The sequence below is a fragment of the Bowmanella denitrificans genome (assembly GCF_039522935.1).
GTDB classification, from domain to species: Bacteria; Pseudomonadota; Gammaproteobacteria; order Enterobacterales; family Alteromonadaceae; genus Bowmanella; species Bowmanella denitrificans.
Window position 1 is genome coordinate 176,060 of the sequence record NZ_BAAAEI010000014.1, and the last position, 24,832, is coordinate 200,891.

General features: G+C 50.2%; 17 protein-coding genes. 10 read left to right on the top strand and 7 right to left on the bottom strand.

From position 1 onward, the window contains the following. Window positions 1–90: 90 nt before the first annotated feature. Window positions 91–753 carry a TetR family transcriptional repressor PsrA gene (psrA, locus tag ABD028_RS13340; protein ID WP_102795203.1) on the top strand — a complete coding sequence of 221 codons (663 nt, stop codon included), beginning with the start codon at window positions 91–93 and terminating at the stop codon, window positions 751–753. Window positions 754–767: 14 nt separating this feature from the next. Continuing rightward, window positions 768–3,092 (top strand): acyl-CoA dehydrogenase, encoded by a 2,325-nt coding sequence (locus tag ABD028_RS13345; protein ID WP_343845495.1) that lies wholly within the window; start codon window positions 768–770, stop codon window positions 3,090–3,092. Window positions 3,093–3,458: 366 nt separating this feature from the next. Here the strand turns inward: ABD028_RS13345 and ABD028_RS13350 are convergent, their stop codons facing one another. Continuing rightward, a complete protein-coding gene (locus ABD028_RS13350; RefSeq protein WP_343845497.1) occupies window positions 3,459–4,349 on the bottom strand; it encodes a LysR family transcriptional regulator in 891 nt (296 codons plus the stop codon). A gap of 62 nt (window positions 4,350–4,411) precedes the next feature. On the opposite strand from ABD028_RS13350, the gene ABD028_RS13355 reads away from it, so the two are divergent. Together ABD028_RS13355 and ABD028_RS13360 are read left to right on the top strand one after the other, a co-directional pair. Then, a complete protein-coding gene (locus ABD028_RS13355; RefSeq protein WP_343845499.1) occupies window positions 4,412–4,726 on the top strand; it encodes a DUF2798 domain-containing protein in 315 nt (104 codons plus the stop codon). A gap of 17 nt (window positions 4,727–4,743) precedes the next feature. Further along, on the top strand, window positions 4,744–5,223 hold the full coding sequence (locus ABD028_RS13360) for a DUF2938 domain-containing protein (protein ID WP_343845501.1): 480 nt from the start codon (window positions 4,744–4,746) through the stop codon (window positions 5,221–5,223). Here the strand turns inward: ABD028_RS13360 and ABD028_RS13365 are convergent. The 3 genes from ABD028_RS13365 to ABD028_RS13375 all read right to left on the bottom strand — a co-directional run bounded on the left by ABD028_RS13365 (window position 5,207) and on the right by ABD028_RS13375 (window position 9,025). Further along, window positions 5,207–5,815 (bottom strand): hypothetical protein, encoded by a 609-nt coding sequence (locus ABD028_RS13365; RefSeq protein ID WP_343845503.1) that lies wholly within the window; start codon window positions 5,813–5,815, stop codon window positions 5,207–5,209. The two genes, ABD028_RS13360 and ABD028_RS13365, sit on opposite strands and share 17 nt — an antisense overlap. A 114-nt stretch (window positions 5,816–5,929) precedes the next feature. Then, window positions 5,930–8,548: a phosphoenolpyruvate carboxylase gene (gene ppc, locus ABD028_RS13370; RefSeq protein ID WP_343845505.1), complete on the bottom strand. Its 2,619-nt coding sequence runs from the start codon at window positions 8,546–8,548 to the stop codon at window positions 5,930–5,932. Between the two features lie 168 nt (window positions 8,549–8,716). After that, window positions 8,717–9,025, bottom strand: coding sequence for an isoamylase early set domain-containing protein (locus ABD028_RS13375; RefSeq protein ID WP_343845507.1), 309 nt, complete (start codon window positions 9,023–9,025; stop codon window positions 8,717–8,719). Window positions 9,026–9,276: 251 nt separating this feature from the next. Here ABD028_RS13375 and ABD028_RS13380 point away from each other — a divergent pair, with 251 nt between their 5' ends. Together ABD028_RS13380 and ABD028_RS13385 are read left to right on the top strand one after the other, a co-directional pair. Then, the gene (locus ABD028_RS13380; RefSeq protein ID WP_343845508.1) at window positions 9,277–10,470 is read left to right on the top strand and encodes an efflux RND transporter periplasmic adaptor subunit; all 1,194 of its coding nucleotides are present in this window, start codon (window positions 9,277–9,279) and stop codon (window positions 10,468–10,470) included. After that, window positions 10,467–13,589 carry an efflux RND transporter permease subunit gene (locus ABD028_RS13385; RefSeq protein ID WP_343845509.1) on the top strand — a complete coding sequence of 1,041 codons (3,123 nt, stop codon included), beginning with the start codon at window positions 10,467–10,469 and terminating at the stop codon, window positions 13,587–13,589. The genes ABD028_RS13380 and ABD028_RS13385 overlap by 4 nt, the downstream gene beginning before the upstream one ends. A 93-nt stretch (window positions 13,590–13,682) precedes the next feature. Here ABD028_RS13385 and ABD028_RS13390 read toward each other — a convergent pair whose 3' ends face one another. Next, complete coding sequence (locus ABD028_RS13390) at window positions 13,683–13,967, bottom strand: RNA-binding regulator (protein ID WP_102795213.1); 285 nt, start codon at window positions 13,965–13,967, stop codon at window positions 13,683–13,685. 217 nt (window positions 13,968–14,184) lie between these two features. Then, entirely contained in the window at window positions 14,185–14,835 is a 651-nt protein-coding gene (locus ABD028_RS13395) for a glutathione S-transferase family protein (protein ID WP_343845510.1), read from the bottom strand. A gap of 316 nt (window positions 14,836–15,151) precedes the next feature. On the opposite strand from ABD028_RS13395, the gene ABD028_RS13400 reads away from it, so the two are divergent. Further along, the gene (locus tag ABD028_RS13400; RefSeq protein WP_343845511.1) at window positions 15,152–17,215 is read left to right on the top strand and encodes a putative bifunctional diguanylate cyclase/phosphodiesterase; all 2,064 of its coding nucleotides are present in this window, start codon (window positions 15,152–15,154) and stop codon (window positions 17,213–17,215) included. On the opposite strand, the gene cysZ is transcribed toward ABD028_RS13400, so the two are convergent. Beyond that, window positions 17,198–17,947 carry a sulfate transporter CysZ gene (cysZ, locus tag ABD028_RS13405; RefSeq protein ID WP_102795216.1) on the bottom strand — a complete coding sequence of 250 codons (750 nt, stop codon included), beginning with the start codon at window positions 17,945–17,947 and terminating at the stop codon, window positions 17,198–17,200. The genes ABD028_RS13400 and cysZ overlap by 18 nt on opposite strands. A gap of 136 nt (window positions 17,948–18,083) precedes the next feature. Here cysZ and smc point away from each other — a divergent pair, with 136 nt between their 5' ends. The 3 genes from smc to ligA are packed head-to-tail and all read left to right on the top strand — an operon-like array spanning window position 18,084 to window position 24,801. Next, window positions 18,084–21,551 (top strand): chromosome segregation protein SMC, encoded by a 3,468-nt coding sequence (gene smc, locus ABD028_RS13410; protein ID WP_343845513.1) that lies wholly within the window; start codon window positions 18,084–18,086, stop codon window positions 21,549–21,551. Between the two features lie 9 nt (window positions 21,552–21,560). Continuing rightward, a complete protein-coding gene (gene zipA, locus ABD028_RS13415) occupies window positions 21,561–22,769 on the top strand; it encodes a cell division protein ZipA (RefSeq protein ID WP_343845515.1) in 1,209 nt (402 codons plus the stop codon). A gap of 7 nt (window positions 22,770–22,776) precedes the next feature. Continuing rightward, the gene (gene ligA / locus ABD028_RS13420) at window positions 22,777–24,801 is read left to right on the top strand and encodes an NAD-dependent DNA ligase LigA (protein WP_343845517.1); all 2,025 of its coding nucleotides are present in this window, start codon (window positions 22,777–22,779) and stop codon (window positions 24,799–24,801) included. Window positions 24,802–24,832: the final 31 nt, after the last annotated feature.

Below are 24,832 nucleotides of genomic sequence, written 5' to 3' on the forward strand. Positions count from 1 at the left end.
CATGCGTCTGGAACACTGTAGCAACTAGCACTTGAAATTCCCCTGATTTAAACATAGATTTCAAACTGTTGTTTGAATTGGTTGTTTGATATGAGCGCAGAAACCAAAGTACAAATTCTGGATGCCGCCGAGCGTTTGTTCGCTGAGCACGGTTTTGGTGATACCTCGTTACGGGCGATTACCACGCAGGCCAAAGTTAATCTGGCCTCGGTTAATTACCATTTTGGTTCCAAAAAGCAGCTTATTCAGGAGGTATTGCAGCGTTACCTGACCGTGTTGATGCCGGCCGTGGATGATGAATTGCAAAACTTGCTGAGAAGACAGCCGAGTCCTGATGTGGGCCAGGTATTTTCTTGCCTGGTTAAGCCATTGTTGAGTCTTAATCTGGTGCATCCGGATGGTACGGCAATTTTTGTCCGTTTGCTCGGCCGTGGTTACTCAGAGTCCCAAGGACACCTGCGCAAATATATCACGTTTCATTATGGAGCGGTGCTGCGTGCGTTCGTGCATGCTGTGCATCTTGCCGTACCACAATTATCGCCGGCGGAAATCTTCTGGCGTCTGCATTTTGCCATCGGCACTTTTGTGTTCACCATGGCATCAAGCAAGGCGTTAAGTGAAATTGCCCTGGCCGATTATGATCAGGAAGTGACGGTTGAGGGTATTATCGCCCGCCTGATGCCTTACATCTCAGCAGGTGTTGGTGCACCCGGAACCGAAGTTTCCCCACATCCTTTAATGGATATTGCTTAATAGAAGGTGTAGTCATGTCTATTTTATTGATTCTGCTGGTAGTTCTCGCCGTTGTGCTTGGCGTGACAGATATCAGGCGTAACCTGATCACCAAACCGGTGTTCCAGATCTTCAAGAAGATTCTGCCACCCATGTCCACGACCGAACGTGAAGCTATGGAAGCTGGCTCTATTTGGTGGGAAGGTGAGCTGTTTTGCGGCAAACCGGATTGGAACAAGCTGCACGGCTATGCAAAACCTGCGTTAAGTGAGGAAGAACAAGCCTTTATGGACAATCAGGTGGAAACCCTGCTGAAAATGCTGGATGACCACAAGATTGTGCATGAAGACAAAGATCTGCCCAAAGCGGTATGGGAATATCTGCGCAAAGAAGGTTTCTTTGCCATGATTATTCCGAAGTCTTTTGGCGGACGTGAATTTTCGGCGATTGCCAATTCCACCATCGTGTCACGCATCTCCACTCGCTCCTTGAGCGTGGCAGTTACCGTGATGGTACCCAATTCTTTGGGCCCAGGTGAGCTGTTAATGCATTATGGCACTGAGCAACAGAAAAATTACTGGTTGCCGCGCCTGGCCGATGGTACTGACATTCCCTGTTTTGCCTTAACCGGTCCTGAAGCGGGCTCTGATGCTGGCGCTATTCCTGATACCGGCATCGTGTGTAAAGGTATGCACGAAGGTAAAGAGGTGCTAGGCCTTAAGCTAAGTTGGGACAAGCGCTATATTACTTTGGCACCTGTTGCTACCGTATTGGGGCTTGCATTTAAGATGTACGATCCCGATGCTTTGTTGGGTGACAAGAAAGACCTTGGTATTACCTGTGCCTTAATTCCCACCAGCCACCCTGGTGTTAACGTAGGTGATCGTCACTTCCCAGTGGCAATGGCCTTTATGAACGGCACCACCACAGGTGAAGACGTGTTTATCCCCCTTGATTGGATCATCGGTGGCCCGGATTACGCTGGGCGTGGCTGGCGGATGCTGGTGGAATGCTTATCGGCAGGACGGGGGATCTCATTGCCGGCCCTGGCAACGGCTAATGGCCACTTGTCGGCTCGCACCACGGGTGCTTATGCGGCGGTGCGTAAACAGTTTGGTTTGTCTATTGGTAAGTTTGAGGGTATTCAGGAAGCCATGGGGCGTATCGGTGGTCTGACTTACACGTTAGAAGCCATGCGTACCATGACGGCTGGCGCCATTGACTTGGGTGAAAGCCCGTCAGTAGTGACAGCGATTGCCAAATACCATATGACGGAAATGTCACGCGAAATCATTAACGATGCCATGGACATTCATGCTGGTAAGGGTGTACAGCTTGGTCCTAAAAACTACCTTGCGCATCAGTATTTCGGTACCCCTGTGGCAATTACCGTGGAAGGCGCCAATATCCTGACCCGTAATCTGATGATATTTGGTCAGGGCGCAACCCGTTGCCACCCCTATGTGTTTGAGGAAATGGAAGCGGCGGCCAATCCCGATACAGAGCAAGGCCTGAAGGACTTTGACCAGTTGCTGGTTAAGCATGTGGCTTTTGCTACCGGCAATTTCTTTGGTGCGTTGTGGCAAGGGCTGACAGCTGGTGCCTTTAATCGTGCCCCGGTATCAGGTGAAACGGGTGAGTATTATCAGCAGCTTTCACGTATGTCGAAAGGGCTAGCACTCTGTGCAGACTTTTCCATGTTGATTCTGGGCGGTGATCTTAAACGTAAGGAGATGATTTCTGCCCGTCTTGGCGATGTACTCAGCCAGTTGTACATTGCCTCGGCTGTGCTGCGTCGCTATGAATCTGATGGTCGTCAGGTGGCCGACTTACCCTTTGTGCATTATGCCGTGCAACGTTGTTTGCAGCGTATCGGTGTAGCCTTTAACGGTTTCTTCCAGAACTTCCCCAATCGACTGGTGGCTGTGATGCTTAAACGTGTGGTGTTCCCCTGGGGAATCAACTATCGCATGCCGCATGACGATATTACCCAGCAAGTGAGTGACAGCCTGATGCAGCCTGGCGTGATGCGTGACCGCCTGACCCACTTGTGCTATATCGGTGAAAAAGCTGATGATCCGGTTGGAATCGTCGAAAACGCCTTTATTGCCATGCATGATGTCGTGCCAATTGAGAAGAAAATTCTCAAGGCGCAAAAACAAAAAGTAATTCCACGTAAGTTGCCTTTTGCGACCATGCTGGAGCTGGCTCTTAAGGAGGGTATTATTTCCGAGCATGAAGCTGAACAGCTTAAGCGTACGGATGTGTTGCGCAAAGAAGCCCTGAGTGTGGACAGCTTCGCGCCCGGCGTGCTGGAGGGACATAAGGCACACACGCAGAAAGACAAATCTGTGGCCTAACTACCTTGCATGACAAAAAGCCGGTCTTCTGACCGGCTTTTTATATCCAGGGATGGATGGTATGTCGACGTTGCAGGAGCATTCGTCGACGATATCCAGGGATGGATGGGCAGAAAAACTGCTCCTGCGTTTTCTGCACTACCACCATCCCTGGCGGGCGTATATCGGCGTTGCAGGAGCATTCGCCGACGATATCCAGGGATGGATGGGCAGAAAAACTATAAGCTACGTCCCTGAAGCTTACCTGCAAAGCAGGCCAGCTAAAGCTTTTCTATAGCGTTCCATACGCTATAGTGCTCCTGCGTTTTCTGCACTACCACCATCCCTGGTGGGCGTATGTTGGTGTTGCAGGAGCATTCGCCGGGGTTATTGCAGTCTCGGCATATTCTTTTCAATATAGTCGGCTATAAAGTCCCTAAGACATTTCGCCCGTTCACTCAATAATCTGCCACTTGGCCATACCAGATAAATATCACGTTTGTCCCCTTGCCACTGTGGCAGGACTCTTACCAACTCACCGTTTTCCAGTTGTGGCTGCACTTCGGTCAGGGGTAACAGGCTGATTCCCTGATGATCACAGACTAAATGTTTCATCATCTCGGTGTCATTGAATGTGGCGTTAAAGCGCGGGAATAGCTCCTGCACAGTGCCAGACTGGTGGACAAGTTGCCATTTGCTCCACAAGGTAGTGCCAACGAGTCGGTGCTCTTTAAGTTGTCCTGGATGTTCGGGTATGCCGTTTTCAGCCAGATAGTCAGGTGAGGCTACCAGCAGTTTGGGGATTTGCCCCAGTTTCTGCTGGTATAGCAGAGAGTCGGGCTGCGGTCCTACCCGCAGTGCAAGCTCAGCCTTGCTGTTAATTAAATCCTCGCGCTGATTAGCCAGTATCAATTCAAGCTGAATCTGTGGAAACTGCCGACTAAATCCCAACCACATAGGGCGCAGAAAGCCGTGGGATATATTGATGGGCGCCAGCACCTTGAGTTTGCCGTGCAGTAATTTATGCGATTCGCTCAACTGCTGTTGTGTCTGTTCAAATTGGCTGACCAAATCAGCGTAGGCTTGATAGTAGATTTCCCCTTCCTGGCTCAATACGCATTGCCTGGCAGAACGATGCAATAACTGGCTGCCTAACTGTTGTTCCAGTTTTTGCAATCGTCTGGTTACGGTTGCGGCAGGTAGTCCCATAAACTGGGCCGCGCCAGAAAGCCCCCCTTGCTGCACAATGTGCACAAATAAGCGAATGTCATCGAACATGATTTCAAATATGCAATTTAAGATTGAAAAAGTGCTTATGTTTTTATTTTGGCAGGTGAATTATGATGCAGCAACTTAATTCGGCAAGGCCAGTTTTAGGTGGCATTGCCGGGAATATCAACCGTCTCTGGAGCGTATCGATGATTCATCCCAAATATACCCAATACGTGTTCTCCTTCTTCATGGCATTGCTGATGTCCTGCATTATGTCATTGGTGATTACCGTCTTTAACGTGGGTGCCGTCGACGGTTTACTTCTAATTTGGCTAAAAGCCTGGTTGTTTGCCTTTGCGGTGGCGCTGCCCACCATTAATTTGGTGACACCACTGGTAAGGCGTCTGGTCGGTATGGTTATCCGCCAGGATCGCATGGCCTGAGGGTAGGGAGAGTACATATGCAATATTGGCTTGACGTGCTGTTGATTGGCGTTGGCGCTACCCTGGTAATGGATTTGTGGGCGCTGCTGTTAAAACGCGGGTTTAATATCGCATCGTTGAACTTCTGTATGGTCGGGCGTTGGCTATGCCATATACCAGATGGGCAATTCTACCATCAGGGAATTGCACGCTCAGCACCGAAGAGTGGCGAATGTGCGGTGGGGTGGACTGCCCACTATGTTATCGGCGTTGCCTTTGCGTTGGTACTGACAGGAGTGCCGGATTGGCTGAATGCGCCAACCCTGCTTCCAGCTCTGGTATTTGGCGCGATCACGGTGTTGATTCCTTACTTGGTGATGCAGCCTGCGCTGGGTATGGGGATTGCGGCAGCCAAAACCCCTAATCCCATGCTGGCCAGAGTGAAAAGCCTGATAACCCACCTGGTATTTGGTGCCGGACTCTACCTGTCTGCGCTGATTGTCAGGGCTGTATTTTAACCTTGGATTGTGCTGATTGTGTTACCTGTAAAGCCAGTTTATCTAAACTGGCTTCTAATCTCGCTTCGCTAATGTGTCCCTGTTGATAGCGTATTTCCGTCTCAAGCAATCCCTTAGCCTGTTGCAGCAGGTGTTGGTATAACAAAACATCATGTACCCGGCTTCTTTTTAAGTTGATTAGCAATTCGTTAAGGTCAGTCAAACTTTGCCCGCTGATATTACTACCGGTCAGGCTGTGGCTGAGCATATTATCCAGAAAGTCGGGGTAGGGCGGTGGATTTTTATCATAGAAGCCGATGCGTTGTTTGTCTGTCAGCTTACTTTCATATTCAGCTAAGATGCTCGCATAATCATGGCTGGTTTGTACGCTGGCAATGGCAGCGTTAAGGAGCTTGATCAAGTCCCGCTTTTCTTTCCCTTTTGCTTCATAGTTAGATATTGCTATGGCGATTAATACCCCGATAAAAGTAGCAACCAGGGTCAGATAGAAATTAACGGCGGCGCTATGGGTTTGACTGAGACGTTGGAACCTAGGGTGAAAAGTCAGCAAACCCAGCAGGGAAAAAGCCAGGGTAGCGATGATATACGACATAATGATAGTTGGCAGCGAAATAAAAGTGGCAGCAGTTTAGCCGACTCTTCTGTGCCATTCGAGTGTTATAAGGTAGGGGAAAAGCAGACCGGCTTAGCACCGGTCCGCTACCTGTTACCCAGTGTTACGCATTCCCACAGCGATACCGGCAATAGCCACCATCATTGCCCGTTCCAGGGTTGGGTTTTCACCTTGCTGCTTACGCACCCGGTCCAGTAATTCTATTTGCAACAGGTGTAATGGCTCCAGATAGGCAGCACGGATTTGCATGGATTCCTTGCCTTGTGGGTCCTGTTCCAGCGCACTGCTTTGTTTCATCAGTTTAAAGATCATCGCCTGACTTTGCTCAAGCTCTTCGCGTAGCGCTTTGCCGAAGTACTGCAGCGATTCGGGTACCAGGCGTTTGTCATACTCAGCGCTGATGCGTGCATCCGCCTTGGCAAACACCATGTCGAGCATCGACAGACGGGTTTTGAAAAAGGGCCAGTCGCTGATCATCTCATCCAGTATTTTCTGCTGTGTGCCATTGTCCAGCGCATATTTTACCGCTTTCATTACACCTAACCATGAAGGCAGCACCAGACGATTTTGTGCCCAGGCAAATATCCAGGGAATAGCGCGCAGGCTTTCCACCCCACCATCGGGTTTACGCTTGGACGGACGACTGCCAAGTGGCAGCTTGCCTAATTCCTCTTCAGGGGTGGCCGCGCGAAAGTAGGGCACAAAATTGGCGTCTTCACGCACTACTGCACGGTAGTTATCACAGCCTTGTGCGGCCATCTCGTTCATCAGGTTGCGCCATTCAGCTTTTGGCGCTGGCGGCGGCAACAACATGGCTTCCAGAATAGCGCTGGCATAAAGTTTCAGACTGCGGTTGGCCAGTGCTGGCATGCCAAACTTGTAGCGAATGGTCTCGCCCTGTTCGGTGACCCGAAAACCGCCTTTTAGTGAACCTGGAGGTTGGGACAAAATCGCTGCATGAGCCGGCAGGCCACCCCGACCGATAGTACCGCCACGACCATGGAATAAGGTCAGTTCAATGCCTTTGCTATCGGCCAGCGCCACCAATTGCTCCTGAGACTGGTACTGCCCCCAGCCAGCGGCTAGCGCTCCGGCATCTTTGGCTGAATCCGAGTAGCCAATCATTATGTACTGTCGACCTTGGATATAACCGCGATACCAGTCAATATCCAGTAGCTTACCTGTAACGTCTGCGGCGTTATTCAGGTCATCCAGGGTTTCAAACAAAGGTGCCACTGGCATTGGCCAGTTGATACCCGCTTCTTGTAGTAGCAATTGCACTGCCAATACGTCGGAGGGCTGACTGGCCATGGAAATAATGTAAATGCCAAAACCATCTTTGCTTTGCGATGCGATAACCGCACAGGTATCCAGCACTTCCTGCACTTCTTTACTTGGTTGCCATTTGCGTGGCAACAGAGGACGACGCGATGACAATTCCCGTAACAGGAAGGATTGCTTGTCTTCTTCACTCCAACTTAAATAATCGCCGATGCCAAGGTAGCGGGTCAGTTCACTTAATACCTGACTGTGGCGTTCTGAATGTTGACGGACATCCAGTTTTAACAAGTGAATACCAAAACAGTGGGCTCGGCGGATAGTATCCAGCAGCTCAGCGTTGGCAATACTGGCCAGGCCGGTGTCCACCAGCGACTGATAACATAGCAGCAATGGCTCAATCAGCTCCGCCTGACTGTTTACCCAAGTGGCAGGTGAGCCGCCCTGATCGTTAATAAAGGCATCAATACCATCATGGGTCGCCTCCAGTTTATCGCGCAACTTGCGTAGGATATGACGATAAGGCTCCCTGTGATGCTCGGCAGCTTCCATCAATGCCGGTGTGCCGTGGCTCATTGACAATTCAGCCTGGAGCTTATTCAGATCATTGAAAAACAACCTGGCCGCGCGTTTTCTGGCCAGCAACAACACCTGTTCGGTCACTTTGGCCGTGACAAAGGGATTACCATCTCTGTCACCGCCCATCCAGGATGAGAACCTTACCGGGCAGGCATCCAACGGCATGGGCTGGTCAAACTCGGCACGAAACTTATCATCCATTTCGCGCAAAAACTGCGGAACAGCGTCCCACAAGGAGTTTTCTATAACTGAAAAGCCCCATTGCGCTTCATCTACCGGGGTAGGTCGTACCGAGCGGATTTCTTCGGTATGCCAGGCCTGACAAATCAGTGCTGAGATTCTTTTCAACAGTTTGGCGCGGTCCTCGCTGCTCAGTTCATAACCATGAATGGTGGCCAGACAGTTGGCCAGTTCACTGTATTTGTGAATCAGGGTGCGTCGCGTCACTTCTGTGGGGTGCGCGGTTAGTACTAAATCTATTCGCAGCTGGGCCAGCGCTTGCTGGAAACTGCGACCCGCCATGCTGGTGCCTTTTAGTTTGCTGCTAAGCTGATCCAGTGGGTCTTCCGACGGCTGGGAGCTGTTAAATTCCTGCTCGGCAATATTGGCCAGGTTCAGAAATTGGGCGAACGCGCGGCCAACAGTGAGTAAGTCTGTATCTTCAAGCTCGCTGAACAGCGACTGCAATTCATGTCTGGCCTGCTCATCGCCCTGAGACGAACTGCGCCCTTGCTTGCGAATTGTTTCGATCCTGTCTAACCAGGTTTTGCCCAATTGGGCTTCGATGGTTTCACCCAGAATACTGCCTAGTTCTCTGACAGTTTCCATCAACTGATGATCGATTGGCGCTGACATGCGGTCCTCCAACTTGTTGCAGATTAAGCGGGTCATCCCGTCTATTTTGTAATTTAATTACAATAACCCGAATCGACCTGCTTGTCGAAACTTTGCCTGATATGTTGTGCAGAAAATAAAATAACAGGAAGGGCTACGGGATTGCAGCCCTGGCGGGAAACACTCAATTCATACTGAAATCACAGAGTTATCTTCCAAAGATAGCGGCGAGGGCACATAGGTGTCGGCATTCCAGTCGTTCTCCCATGTCTTGTCATCCAGCAGATAGCGAAACTGATATTGACTGTCCTTAGGCAAATCAAGAGTAGTGGTAAAGTCACCGTTCTTCAGCTTTTTCATGGGCTCAGCACTGGTGTCCCAGGCGTTAAAGTCACCCAATAACCGAACCCTGTCAGCATGTTGGGCTTCTTCTTTGGACAGCTTAAAGGTAACTTTGCATACAGGTTTGGATTTGAGATATTGCTTTTTAAAACTCATCGCGGATGCTCCTTTCTTTGTAATAAAATTACATTTGTTTGCTGTATCCTTATCATCTATACCAGAGTTGAGCGAAATTACAGCAATTTAGAATGAATAAGGTTAAAACCGATGGCTATATACTTAACGTCGTGCACATAGCTGACAGTCAATAACGGCGAAGCTGAAAACTTAACAAAATCAATAGCGCATTCGCGTTATTAAGCAATTAAACTAGCGTTTGTATCGTGACTTATTACAAAGGGTTGTCCATGAGTAGTCGCTTGAAAAAGGTGGTGTTACCTATTGGTATTATTCTGCTGGCCGGGGTTGTGGCAGCCATTATGATCTTCAGCCGTAAACCACCGGCAAAAGTGGCACATGAAACGCAGGCGTTTCTGGTAGAGGTGATACAAGTCAGCAAAAGGGATGTGGATTTTCAGGTTAAATCGCAGGGCACCGTCATCCCCAGAACCCAAACTACGTTGAGTAGCCAGGTCAGTGGCAAGATTGTGGAATTATCTGCTGACTTTATTGAAGGTGGCTTGTTTAATAAAGGTGATGTGCTGATCAAGTTGGAACAAGCCGATTACCTCACGGAACTCAAATCTGCCGAAGCACAGCTGGCCAGTGCTAAGGCAGCGTTGCAGGAAGAACAAGCCAGGGGCAAGGTGGCAGCGGAGGATTGGAAAACTGTTAAAAACAGTATCGCACCGGAATTAGGCCTCAGAAAGCCACAGTTGCAGAAAGAAAAGGCTAATGTCCTGGCTGCTGAAGCACAATTAGAGCGGGCCCAACGCAATCTTGAAAGAACATTAATACGCGCACCTTATGATGGCCTGGTAAAAAGTAAAACGGTGGATATTGGCCAGTTTGTTGCTGTGGGTACCCAATTAGGGGTGATTTATGGCACTGATGTTGCCGAAGTCCGTTTACCCCTGAGTGACAATGACCTGGCCTATCTGGCGTTACCTTCACATCAGGACGTATCAGAAGTGAGTTTGACATCTGTCGTCGCCGGACAGCCACTTAGCTGGCAGGCAAAGCTGGTGCGCAGTGAAGGGGTATTAGATCCGCAAAGTCGGGTTATTTACGCAGTGGCGGAAGTCAGCGATCCCTACCTTAGAAAACAAGAACAGCATGCTGCAGCACTTAAATTCGGGCGTTTTGTCTCGGCCACCATTCGCGGAAACCATGCCAGAGACCTGGTGGTATTGCCACGTCATGTTTTACGGCTCGACGGCACGGTTCTGGTGGTGGACCAAGAGCTTAAGCTGCAAATACGACCGGTTAACATAGTACGTGCAGACGAACGCCATGTGTATATCGACAACGGGTTGCAGGAAGGTGAAAAGGTCACCGTGAGTGCTGTGCCCAACCCGGTCAATGGCATGCCGGTCAGATTGAACAGCGATAGAGGATCTCAGGCGGAAGATAGCACGGCGCCTGGTGGAGACGGGCAATGAGTCGTATCGACACCCATAAAGGGGTTATTGCCTGGTTTGCACGCAATTCTGTGGCTGCCAATCTGTTGATGCTGATTATCATCATTGGCGGATTAATGGGGGCGTTCAGCATCCGTAAACAGGTTTTCCCCACCTTTGAATTTAACATTGTCAATGTTCGTGTGCCTTATCTTGGTGCTGCGCCACAGGAAGTGGAAGAAGGGGTGTTGATTAAGATTGAAGAAGCCATCAAGGATATCGAAGGCATTAAAAAGATTACCGCCACCGCCACCGAAGGGATGGGCACAGTCAGTATTGAAGTGGAAGAAGATTACGATCCGCTGCTGGTGTTGGATGAGGTCAAAGTTCAAGTAGATGCCATTCCCAGCTTTCCAGAGAACATAGAAAAACCTGTTATTTACCGGCAAAAATCCACCCAGACAGTGCTGTGGGTGGCTTTGTACGGCGATACATCCGAAACCATATTAAAAGAGCTGGCCAAGGGGCTACGTGACAATATTGCCAATTTGCCCGGTGTGACAAATGTACAGGTGGTAGGAGCCCGCAATTACGAAGTGTCAGTGGAAATATCAGAGTTGCAACTGCAGCAATATGGTCTGACGTTCACAGAGTTAGTCAATGCGGTGCGCCGCACATCTATTGATTTACCCGGTGGCAGTATTCGCTCAGAAGACGGTGACATTCTGCTGCGGGCGAAAGGCCAGGCCTACAATGGTCGGGACTTTGCCGAGATTGTGCTGTTAACCCGCGCGGATGGTACCCGTTTAACCCTGGGCGATATTGCGACGATTCGCGACGGTTTTGTGGAAGATCCTAATTTTGCTGAGTTTGATGGTAAATCAGCGGTGAATGTCAGGGTTAATGCCATAGGTGATCAGAATGCCCTGAAGATTTCGGAAACCGTCAATGCGTATTTAACAGAGCAAAAAGACAAATGGCCGCCCGGTATCAGTGCAGATACCTGGGGTGACAGCTCTTTTTACCTGGCTGATCGCCTCAATATGATGCTGAGCAATATGGCCATGGGGGCGTTGCTGGTGTTTTTGGTGTTGTCTTTGTTCTTAAAGATTCGCCTGGCCTTTTGGGTCATTGTGGGTCTGCCGGTGTGTTTTCTGGGCACGCTGCTGTTAATGCCATCCGCATTCTTTGACCTGTCTATTAATATGATCAGCTTGTTCGGCTTTATTCTGGTGCTGGGCATAGTGGTTGACGATGCTATTGTGATGGGGGAGTCTGCCTACTCAGAGATTGATCGCAAAGGACACAATGCCGACAATGTGATTGCCGGTGTGAAAAAAGTCGCGATGCCTGCAACCTTCGGTGTGCTAACCACAGTTGCGGCGTTTACGCCGATGTTAATGGTGCCTGGCACCTTTGGGGTGATTTGGAAAACTATTGGTTGGGTGGTGATTCTTTGCCTGTTGTTTTCTTTAATTGAATCCAAGCTAATTCTGCCTGCTCACTTGGTGCATATGAAAACCACCCCATATGACCCGGCCAAGGCCAATCGTTTTCAACGATTCCGCGACTTTTTTGCCGAAGGTATTAAACGTTTTGTACAGCATCGCTATCAGCCCTTATTGGAAAAGGCCGTGCGCAACAGGTATACCACGCTGGCTTGCTTTATTGCCGCGCTGATTTTAACCGTGGGGCTGTTTGGCAGTGGGCTGGTCAGGTTTGTATTTTTTCCCACCATTCCAAGCGACTTTATGTCGGCCACAGTGCAAATGGAACCCGGTTCATCCATTAGTCAACGAGACTTGGCTATCCGCAAAATTTTGGATGCCCTATATGATATGGACAAAGCCGTCGCTGAACAAAATGGTGCCGGTGTGGTAAAGCACTCCATGGCGTTTGACCAGGGTAATTTGGGCGGCCAGGTGTTTGTGGAGCTGTCAAAAGGGGAAACCCGGGAACTGGACGCCTTTGCGATTCAGGATAAATGGCGGCAATTTATTCCCGATCTGCCTGGGGTTAAAAACGTCGATGTGGGCGACCCAGGAGGGCCGGGCGGTGGCTCTGATATTTCACTGCAATTCAGCGGCACCAATCTCATCGAACTGCGCGCCGCTACTGAAGAAATCAAGCAACACCTGGCAAGCTATGACGGTGTCGTGGATATTCAGGACGATTTTTCCGGCGGCAGTGATGAGATCCGTTTGCATATAAAGCCCCAGGCCGAGGCTATGGGCTTGAGTCTGGAAAATCTGGCACGGCAGGTGCGCTACGGTTTTTACGGTGCCGAAGCACAGCGTATTCAACGGGGCGATGAGGAAGTCAAGGTAATGGTGCGTTATCCAAAGGATGAACGCAGCTCCATCGGGCATTTGGAAAATATGCGTATCCGCACCCCAGATGGACATGAGGTGCCATTTTCTGAGGTGGCAGACATAGAGCTGGCGCAGGGCTATGGTTCTATTGTACGTATTAATGGCGTGCGCTCAATTACGGTATCGGCAAAAGTGAATAAAGCCGTGACTGAGCCAGGTAACGTGGTGAGTGAGGTTACCAGTCACTATGTGCCTGGATTGCTGGAACGCTACCCGTCAGTGTCTTTTGGCCTGGAAGGCGCTTCCAAGGAAGAAGGCGAGGCCTTGATGAGCCTGGCTCAGGGCGCGATTTTCGCCTTGTTTGCCATTTATGCCCTGATGGCCGTGCCACTTAAATCTTATTCGCAGCCACTTATTATTATGTCGGTAATACCTTTTGGTATTGTGGGTGCCATCGTTGGCCATTTGTTATTGGGGCATGCGGTGAGTGTTTTATCTTTATGCGGCATTATTGCCTTGTCTGGGGTGGTGGTGAACGACAGCCTGATTATGGTGGACTTTGTTAATCGCGCCAGAGCGGAAGGGCACTCATTGCTGGAATCTGCCATTCAGGCTGGAACTCAACGTTTCCGTGCTATCGTCCTGACCTCACTGACGACCTTTATGGGGTTAATGCCTATCGTGTTTGAACGCAGTTTGCAGGCACAGATTGTGATTCCCATGGCGATTTCACTGGCATTTGGGATCTTGTTTGCCACGGTTATCACTTTATTGCTGGTGCCTTGTTTATATCTGATTCTGAATGATATACGTAGCGTGTTCAGTCGGAAGTCTGCTTATGCAGTCTAGATGTCATACACCAAAAAAATAAAAAAGCCCCGAACAGGGGCTTAATTTTACGCAGTTACCCGAAACCAGGGTTTCGGGATTCACTTCCTTGTATTAGAAGCGACCACGGCTGTTAGAGTGACCACCAGTTCTTGGCTTAGGTGGACGAGCTTCGTTAACTACCAGGGCACGACCGGAAACTTCTTTACCGTTCAGACTCTCGATGGCAGCTTCAGCCTCAGCACGATTTTCGAACTCGACAAAACCAAAGCCTTTAGAGCGATTGGTTTCACGGTCTGTGATGATTTTGGCGGAGCTAACGGCACCGAACGCAGCAAAAGCTGCTTCCAAATCAGCGTCTGTCATTTGATATGACAAGTTTCCAACATATAGTTTCATTGCAAGTTTTCTCACGGCTGTTAAGTATCTACGCCATCAAGGGAGCCAACAGCCAGAATCGCCCGATGTCGCGTGACCGGCAACCATTGCCTGCCACTTGGTTCATTTCTAGTTTGAGGCAAACAACCAGTAAGAGCAACAAAGATTTACGCAAAAATTGATTATTTCCTGTTCAGATTCAAGCAATCACGGAATTCTGTCTGCTCGAACACTGACTTTAGCGCTCTGAACTCTCTATTACTTCGTTTTCTGCCCGTGCATCCTCGTACCATTGTCGCATGGCATGCAGAGACAGTATCTGTTCCTGATAGCGTTTAATTCTGGCATTTCGGGGCGTGACGCCATAGGTTTTAAAGCGGGTGACAATCGGTGCATACATGGCATCGGCAATACTAAACTGGTTGAACAGGAATGGGCCGTCGTGGCAGTCAAGACAATCTTGCCAGATATCCTGCACCCGTTCGATGTCGGCAGCCAGCGCTTCGGTGATATCCACATGTACCGCCACTTTTCGGCAGTTCATCGGCATTAACTGGCGCAGCGTCGAAAAGCCGCTGTGCATTTCCGCACTGATACTGCGAGCCCTGGCTCTGGCAGCCTTGTCTGTCGGCCAGGCATGAATCGCAGGGAAGGCTTCAGCCAGATATTCCATAATTGCCAGGGAATCCCATATCAGCAGGCTATCCTGTTTCAGTACTGGCACTAGGCCTGCAGGCGAGCGCTGCAAAAGCGCGTCTTTACTGTTGGGTTGGTACAACGCGATGCGTTCTTCAGCAAAAGCAATGTCATTGACCTTCATCAGCAACCAGGGCCGTAAAGACCAGGAGGAGTAATTTTTATTGCCAATAACCAGGGTGAGTCCTGCCATGGGAGTCCTTAAATTAACCAGTCAGTTGAGGGTATCAAGCTAACCCTAACCGCACATAAAAGGAAGTCAGATATGAGCGCAGAAATGCAAAGCAGATATCAGTGTCACGATTGAATAAATGTATAGACACTTTTACCTAGAATTTGCTGACAAACTTTAGGTTGATCATGTAGGCTTCTTTTTGAACAAATGGTGATATGTGTAGTTTTCATCATGGGGCATTGGATGTGCCCCGGGTGGTAACGATGCTTACGGAAAGCATCCATGCGACGACTTTGTGCGTTTGCCAACTGACAAGATCATTAGGTTGTTTCTGATGCAAGCCAATTCTCCGTTCCATTCAGATTTTCAGCAGTTTATCCACCGCTCTACGGAACCTATGTTGTTACTAAGGGAAGGACGGGTGGTGCAAGCTAACCAGGCATTGATTAAAGCACTTGGTTATCAGAACGATACCGCACTTCAGCACATGGCCCTGACCGAACTGTGCCAGAATTCTGCAGACGACATGGATATTGCCCTCAGCCTCAAAAAATTTGAACAACATGGCCAGGGGAAGGGGCAATGGGAGTGGCTGACCTATGGCGAAGACTGGATTAATGTTGAATGTCACTTTACCCGTATTCAGTTGGCGGATGGCGACTATCTGCACGCCAGTTTACGTATTCTGGATGAGTTTGGCCCCAGCGCGGCATTGCAACTGCAACTTTATCAACAAGTTTTCGACTCCTCCAGCGAAGCGGTGATTATTACCGACAGACATCAGCAAATTGCCTATGCCAACCGGGCCTTTTGTGAAATGAGCGGCTACAACACCAGCGAATTGGTGGGGAGCGACATTCGAATTCTGCGTTCAGATAAACAGGATGATCAGTTCTTTCTGGATATCACCATGCAACTGATGGAAAAAGGCTTTTGGAGTGGTGAGCTGTGGGACAAGAACAAGCAGGGCGTGGATTTTCTCTGTCAGGTAAGGTTAAGCGCCATTGTGGATGAATATCGCCGCCCCTGTTATTTCGTTGGGGTTTATACCGACATGGCCACCCAGGACAGCCGCCTGCATAAACTGCGGGAAATGGCTTACCAGGATGAGTTGACCGGGCTCCCTAACCGCGCCCTGTTAATGCAGTTAATTCCCCATCAGATTAATCAGTGCCGACGCGATAATAATGGCTTTGGCCTGATGTTTATGGACCTGGATAAATTTAAGCAGGTCAACGACACCCTTGGCCATGAAGCAGGCGATGAATTGCTGCGTCTGGTCGCCAAGCGCTTCTGCAATGTGCTAAGAAACAGCGATACCGTGGCTCGCCTGGGCGGTGATGAATTTGTGATTTTGGTGGGTAATGCAAATGGGCCGGAATCCATGGCCAGAGTGGCCGAAAAACTGCTGCAATGCCTGGAAGAACCCTTTGTGATTAAAAATACCCCGGTGGAAGTTGGCGCCAGTATCGGTATCAGTTTGTTTCCTTACAACAGCGAACAGTCAGAAGAACTCTTGCATCAGGCCGATATTGCTATGTACCGGGCCAAAAAAGACGGACACAGTCAGTTTGTCTTTTATTGTGAGGATCTTAATCAGGAACTGGTGTACTACAAGGAAACTGAACAACAGATTAAAGACGGTCTGAAGCGTGGAGAATTTATTCCCTATTACCAGCCGCAGGTGGATAGCCTCAGTGGCGACATTGTCGGGGTGGAATGCCTGGCACGCTGGAAACATGCCAAGCGCGGTATTGTGCCACCGGATCAGTTTATTGCCGTGGCAGAACGCTCAGGTTTAATACAGGAAGTGTTTTTGCAGGTGCTGGCACAGGCGCTGGCCCATATCAATCTATGGAAAAGCTTGTACCAAAAGGAGATCCAGGTTTCAGTAAATATTTCCGGCTATCAGTTTTGCGATCAGCAAAATATTCAGCAGATGTCTAACTTGCTGAAAGACTCGGGCCTGCCAGCTAATATGCTCAGAACTGAAATTACCGAAAGCTCACTGATGGACAGTGGTCAATATTTGCTGGAACGCCTGGCCTGGGTGAAAACCGCTGGTTTCAGTATTGCGCTGGATGAATTTGGCAGTGGCTACTCATCGTTACGGCAACTGAAAATATTGCCGGTAGATACACTCAAGATAGATCGCTCCTATATGTCCAATATGGACGACGAGCCCAGAGACAAGATCATTATCAAGGCGATTATTCAACTGTCTAAGACCCTGGGCATTGGTGTGGTGGCCCAGGGCGTGGAACGAGAAGATCAGGTCAGGTTTCTACAAGAAAATGGCTGTCATTTGATGCAGGGCTATCATTTCAGCCGACCCTTGCCAGCCGCTGACTTTGAGCGGTTGTTGGCCAATCAGAGCAGCTCAGCGGCGAAACTCTGAGCGATACTTATCCACCCACATGGCCGTGGCACCACAAATTGCCACAGGCATAACCAGAAAGTTGACAATAGGAACCATGGCAAACAGGGTGACAGTAATACCGAAACTAAAGGCACTGCCTTTGTTTTGCCCCAGTCTTTCGCGCATCAGTGGAAAGGCCACCTTGTGGTTGTCAAAGGGGTAGTCGCAATATTGAATGGCCATCATCCAGGCGGTAAACAAAAACCAGATAACCTGACCAAATACCGGTAGCAGAAAAAACACAATCAAAAAGCCCAAAGCACGGGGAATATAGTAAACCAGCTTGGTCCATTCGCGGCCCAGCGTGCGGGGAATATCTTTGATGACCGCCAACATACCGCCATCATCAAGGCGTTGTCCGGTCAGGTGTTGTTCTACTTTTTCTGCCAGCAGGCCATTAAATGGTGCGGCGAGCCAGTTAGCGATACTGCTGAAAATAAAGGAAAAGGTGACTAATATCACAATCACGGCCAGTGGCCACAAAAAGAAGCTTAACCAGTCTCTTAGCCATGACAACCAGTCTGGTACCTGATCCATCAGCCACAAGATGGCGGTGTCAATTTCCTGCAACAGAAAATAAAAGGCCAGAGCGAACAGCATCAGATTCACCATCAGCGGAATGAACACAAACCGCTTCAGACCTTTGGTTTGGATTAACTGAAATCCCTGAAAAAAATAAGCAGCACCGCTTTTGGGTTGTTGGCCTTGCATGACACTCCAGGCAGATATGGGTTTTAGCACAGAGTAACGTAATTGTGCCTGGGGAGAAAATTCCTTAATTGTTACACTTATTGAGTTTTGGTACAGTCGATTCGCGCCCACGACGTGACAACTATAACAAGGACCCATGCGCTTAAAAAAAATTAAACTGGCCGGTTTCAAATCCTTCGTGGATCCCACCAGTATCCCTTTCCCGGACGATATGACAGCCATTGTGGGTCCCAATGGCTGTGGCAAGTCCAATGTGATTGATGCCGTGCGCTGGGTGCTGGGCGAAAGCTCAGCTAAAAACCTGCGTGGCGATGCCATGACCGACGTTATTTTTAACGGCTCCACTGCCCGAAAACCGGTTTCTCAATGCAGTGTTGAGCTGGTATTTGACAATTCCAGCGGTCGTATTCAGGGTGAATATGCCAAGTACAATGAACTCTCTATTAAGCGCCTGGTTACCCGTGATGGCCAATCCAACTATTTTCTGAACGCCAGTAAATGTCGCCGCCGCGACGTCACCGATCTGTTTCTTGGTACCGGCCTTGGGCCACGCAGCTATGCCATTATTGAACAAGGCATGATTTCCAGATTGATTGAGTCAAAGCCCCAGGAATTAAGAGTTTTTATTGAAGAAGCGGCGGGTATTTCCAAATACAAAGAGCGACGTCGGGAAACGGAAAACCGCATTCGCCATTGCCGTGACAACTTGGAACGCCTTGAAGATGTGCGCGGTGAGTTGGGTCAACAATTAGAAAAACTGCAGCGCCAGGCCGCTGCCGCCAAGCGGTATAAGGAATTAAAAGCCCGCGAACGTAAGCTCAAGTCTGAACTGGCCGCACTGCGCTGGCTGAAGCACTCTGAGCATATTAACGAACTGGAACAAAGTATTGCGGCCAAAGAGTCTGAGATAGAGGAATTTATCGCCCGCCAACGGGGTGATGAGAGAGGCATGCTGGCCTTTCAGGAACAAGTGGATGACTTAAAACAGCAGTCCAGTGACGTGCAGAATCAGTACTTTCAGGTGGGCAATCAGATCAGCCGTCTGGAACAAACCCAAATTCATGCCCGTCAGCGTAAGCAACAGATAGAACAGGAACTGGCGCAACTGCAAGAAAACCTGGCCAGCTTAGAAGTCGAGCAGAGTGTAGAAACGCAGCGACAGGCAAGGTTGACCGAGCAATTTGACCAGGTACAGCCGGAGCTGGCGATGCTCGAAGAGCAGCAACAACAAGCCAATTTCTTATTGCTTAGTGCTGAACAGCAGTGGCAGGACCAGCAGGATCACTGGCGACATCAGGAACAGGGCCTGTATCAGTTAAAACAGCAGGTGCAAGACAGACAAAGCCAGATTCAGTCGTTACAGACCATGCTGGAACGGGACAGTTTGCGACTGGAGCAAACGGTACAGGAGCTGCAGGCCCTTAACAATCAAAGCCTTCACCAGCAATTGGTGCAAATGCAGGAAGTGCTGGCAAGCAAGCAAACTGAACTTGAACAAAGTAAAGAAAAGCAGGACCTGGCCAAAACCACGTTGGAAAACGCCCGGCTCGCTCTGGAAAACCGCCAGCAGCAGCAATTGCAACTAAAAGGTCGTTTGCACCAGGCGCAAGCCAGCCTGCAGGCGCTCAGTCAGTTGCAGGAAAACAGCTCAGACAGAGCCAGCGCTACCCAGCAATGGCTGGCACAACAAATTGTGCCACCTAAGCCTGCCTGGCAGTGGCTCAATGTCGACCCTGAATGGGAAAAGGCGGTTGAAACCGCGATGTCCGAATGGTTGGCGGCACTGGTGCTTGAGTCTGGTGAGTATCCACTGATTGACGGCACGCTCTGGTTGCTGGCGGAGCATATGACAAGCGGAAAGCCTGTCGGTACCCTGGCCACCAAGGTCAATGCCGACAAGGTACCTGATTGGCTGACCAGAATAAGGCTCAGCGATGACAATATGGCGCTGGCACCACAGCTTGATGGATTAGCAGAGGGGGAAAGCCTGATTAACCGACAAGGTCATTGGCTGGGACGGGGCTGGGCCTGTTTAGGCAGTCAGTCCGGTCAAAGCGGTGTACTTGACAGAGCCAGACAGATAAACGACCTGAGTGGGCAATGCCAGGCGCTTGATGAGGAACTGAACCAATTAGCTGAACAAGTCGCAGCTGACCAGCACGCGCTGGCGACGGCCGATCATGCCTGGCAACAGGCTGGAGAGGATGTCAGGCAGTTGGACAGGCTGTGTATAGAGTATCAGCAGCAGGTTCTTGCCCTTCAGCAGCAACTACAACAACAAATGCAACAGATTGACAGGTTGCAGACCCAAGTTGACCAGCAGCGCCAACAGGTGGAAGAGGACCAATTGCGTCGCGAAGAGCTGGCTGGCGAGCTGGAAGAATTGCAAATGCGTCTGGATGATGAGAGCGACGCCCTGCAATCTATTCAGAGCCAGCGAGAGTCATTACAACAAGAGCTTAGCAGCAAGCGCGCCCAGCATGATGCCCTGCGCAATCGTTGTCATCAAATGGCCTTACAAGTACAAAACCTACAGAATCAGGTGCATGCTGGTAGTCAGCATCTGCAACGTCTGCAACAGTCGCTGCATAGCCTGAAAGAACGTTATCTGCAGCTTCAGCAGGAACAAGGGCAATGGCAATCACCCATAGAGGAACAGGGGCAGCAACTGCAAGAACTGTTGGCCCAGCGTTTATTGCTGGAGGAACAGCAAAGTCTGATCCATAGCCAGTTGCATGACGCTGAAGAGCAACTTCGACAAAGTCACAAAGGACAGCAAGGTATTCAGGAGCAGATTCAAAAGATGCGCGACCTGCAGCAAAGCCTGAAACTGGAAGCCGAAGGGGCCAAGGTCAGAGCCAGCGCCGTACTTGAGCAGTTGCAGGACATGAATCAGCCCCTGAAGCCAGTGCTGGAGAGTCTGGACGAACAGGCCGAGGAAAATCTGTGGCAGCAGGAGTTGGATAAAACCCAGGCTGCGGTATCGCGTCTGGGGGCGGTGAACCTGGCTGCGGTGGAAGAGTACGATATTCAGGCTGAGCGTAAGCAGCACCTCGATGAACAGCATGAAGATCTGGTGGGTGCCCTGGACACCCTGGAAAGCGCCATTCGTAAGATAGACAAGGAAACCCGCAGTCGCTTTCGCGATACCTTTGACAAGGTCAACGATGACCTGAAAATGTTGTTTCCTAAAGTCTTCGGCGGGGGTGCGGCCTATCTGGAGCTCACCGATGATGACCTGCTGGAAACCGGCGTCACCATCATGGCCCGGCCACCCGGCAAGAAAAATAGTACCATTCATCTGCTTAGCGGTGGAGAAAAAGCCCTGACCGCTTTATCATTGGTGTTCGCAATTTTCAGGCTGAATCCGGCGCCTTTTTGCTTGCTGGATGAAGTGGATGCACCTCTGGACGATGCCAACGTTGGCCGGTTTTGTAAGTTGGTATCAGAAATGTCCAAGACAGTGCAGTTTATTTATATCACCCATAACAAGATCGCGATGGAAATGGCAACCCACCTCACCGGCGTGACCATGGCTGAACCTGGCGTTTCGCGCATGGTCGCTGTGGATGTGGACGAAGCCGTCGCTCTTGCAGAATTATAAAAAGATAAGATGGAAGAATTACGTCTGACTTTTCTCATTTTTGGTGCCCTGGCCATTGCAGGGATCCTGGTACATGGCCTTTGGACCGTGCGTAAGAAAAACAGCAAAAAACGGCAAAGCAAGCCCGCCTATCTGAATCATCGCCAGCAGCAGGCACAGGACCAAGTGGATGAAGATGATTCTGATTTTGCCCCGCAGAAGCGCAATGAACCGCAATTTAATGATTTTGATGAATTGGGCCTGGGACCGGTTCGGGTGGTTAAGAATCAGAGTAAAAAGGCTGATGAGCCGCCACTTTCCGCCGATTCAAGCGAAACGCATATTGAACCCACGGTTTGTGAGCCGCAAGGGAAAAGCCCGGAAAAACGTGAAGAGCAACGCGATGTCAGCGCTGTTGTTCCTGAGCCTCCGGCTTCCTTATTGCGTAAAGATATGCCACCTGAATCCGCGCAGAGCAGTCAACATGCCGAATCGACCGATTCTGCGCCAACAGCGCCTGCTGCTCAGCCTGTCAGACGGGAACCAAGCTTAGATGAGGTGCCGAATCAGCAGACGACACCAACAGCGAACGCGTCGCTTCAACCTGAACCTCGCCCCGGTCTGGCGGAACAGGCAAGAAATCTGGTGATGGGCAAAAAGCCGGATGCTCCCAAACGCCGTGAGCCACAAATGCGTGGCAGTAAAGTGCGTGAAGATCAAATGCGCATTGATTTTGACGACGAACCTAAGCTGGAAACGCCAGCACCGCAGGCCCCCAAGGAAACTAAAGACAGCAACAAAGCGGTCGGCCAGGAAGTGTTGGTGCTGAATATCAAGTCGCCGGATAATAAACCGATTTCCGGTGCTGCCCTGTTACCGGCTTTGCTGACCTTGGGGTTTAAATTTGGCGACCAGGATATCTTCCATCGACACGTGAACAGCAACGGTAAAGGCCCGGTGCTATTCAGTCTGGCCAATATGTTTAAGCCGGGCGTATTCGACGTCGACAATCTGGAAACCTTCTCCACACAGGGCTTGTCACTGTTTATGATCCTGCCTATAGAAGGCGACCCCCATCAGGTTTTCAATATGATGCATAACGCGGCGCGAAAGCTGGCAGATGAATTTGGTGCGCAGGTACTGGATGGACGCCGCGCGGTGCTAACTAAGCAAAGCTTGCAGCAATATGTAGAGAAAATTCGCGAATTCGAGCGAAAGCGCATGATTCGCAAGGCGTAATAGAAGCATGACCCAATCCGCTATTATTGAACGACTGGCCACACTCAGGGCCGGTTTGAACGAATATAACTACCAGTATTATGTACTGGATGCCCCTACGGTTCCCGACGCCGAATACGACAGGCTGATGCAGGAACTCAAGGCGCTGGAAAGCCAGCATCCGGATCTGATTACCCCTGATTCACCCAGCCAGAAGGTTGGCGGTGAACCTGTGTCAGCCTTTGGTGAAGTCGCACACGAAGTGCCGATGCTGTCGCTGGATAATGCCTTTGACGATGATGAGTTTCATGCCTTTGTAAAACGCATGGGCGACAGATTAAAACGTGATTTACAAGGCGGCTTTTGCTGCGAACCCAAGTTAGACGGACTGGCGGTCAGTCTACTGTATGAAAATGGCCAACTGGTGCGCGGTGCCACCCGTGGAGATGGGCGTACCGGCGAGAATATCAGCGCTAATGTAAAAACCATTGCCAATGTACCCTTAATGCTCAGAGGCGCAGGTTATCCGGCCAGGCTGGAAGTGCGCGGTGAAGTGTTTATGACCCGCAGTGGTTTTGAAAAACTGAATCAAAGCCAGGTCGAGCAGGGTAAAAAAGTGTTTGCCAATCCGCGTAACGCGGCAGCGGGCAGCTTGCGCCAGTTAGATTCGCGGATCACCGCATCCAGACCCTTAACCTTTTATGCCTATTCGGTGGGATTGGCTGAAGGCGGTGCCTTGGCGGATAGCCATTATGGACGTCTGCAACAACTGAAAGACTGGGGACTGCCCCTATGTCCGGAAATCCGTCTGGTTGAGGATGCCAAAGGATGTACCGCTTTTTATCAGCAAATCCTGCAAAAGCGCGACAATCTCGCCTATGAAATTGACGGTGTGGTAATCAAACTCAATGATCTGGCACTTCAGCAGGAACTGGGTTTTGTTGCCCGCGCGCCGCGCTGGGCTATTGCCTGGAAGTTTCCTGCCCAGGAAGAAATGACCGAGCTGCTGGATGTGGAATTCCAGGTTGGCCGTACCGGCGCTATTACCCCTGTTGCCCGTTTAAAACCGGTATTTGTCGGCGGGGTAACAGTGTCTAATGCCACGTTGCACAACCAGGATGAGATACAACGTCTGGGAATTAAAATCGGCGATACTGTGATTATCCGCCGGGCTGGCGATGTGATCCCGCAAGTAGTGTCTGTGGTCGAAGCCAAGCGCCCCGAACATGCCAGGGAAATACACTTTCCCGAGCATTGCCCCATTTGTGATTCACAAGTGGAAAAACTGGCAGCAGAAGCCGTGGCACGTTGCACCGGCGGACTGGTTTGCGCGGCGCAGCGCAAAGAAGCCCTGAAGCACTTTGCCTCGCGTAAAGCCTTAGATGTGGATGGTCTGGGTGATAAGCTTATTGAACAACTGGTGGATATGGATTGGATCCACACCCCGGCAGATTTGTTCCGGCTGGATTTAGCCAAGCTGGCCAGTCTGGAACGTATGGGGGAGAAGTCCGCCGCCAATCTGGTCAACGCACTGGATAAAGCCAAGCACACCACCTTAGCGCGCTTTTTGTATGCGTTGGGGATTAGGGAAGTGGGGGAGGCCACCGCAGCCAATCTGGCCCAGCATTTCCTTACTCTGGAAGCACTGCGCCAGGCGGATATGCAAGCCTTGCAACTTGTGCCCGATGTGGGTGAAGTGGTGGCCAGCCATATTGTTAACTTCTTTGCCGAGCCCCATAACCAGCAGGTGGTGGATGAACTATTGGACGTAGGCCTGAGCTGGCCGCAAATCGAAGTCAAAGCCGCACAGGAATTGCCGCTGGACGGTCAGACCTATGTCATTACTGGCACCTTGTCCAGTATGGACAGAAATGACGCCAAGGCGAAATTGCAGCAATTGGGCGCCAAAGTAGCGGGCAGTGTCTCGGCCAAAACCCATTGCCTGGTGGCCGGAGAAAAGGCCGGATCCAAATTGGCCAAAGCCAATGAATTGGGAGTACGGGTGATGAGTGAAGAGGAAATGTTAGCGCTGTTTAGCCAGCACAATATTTAATCCTGTTACTTGCCTAACATCGTTATTCAGA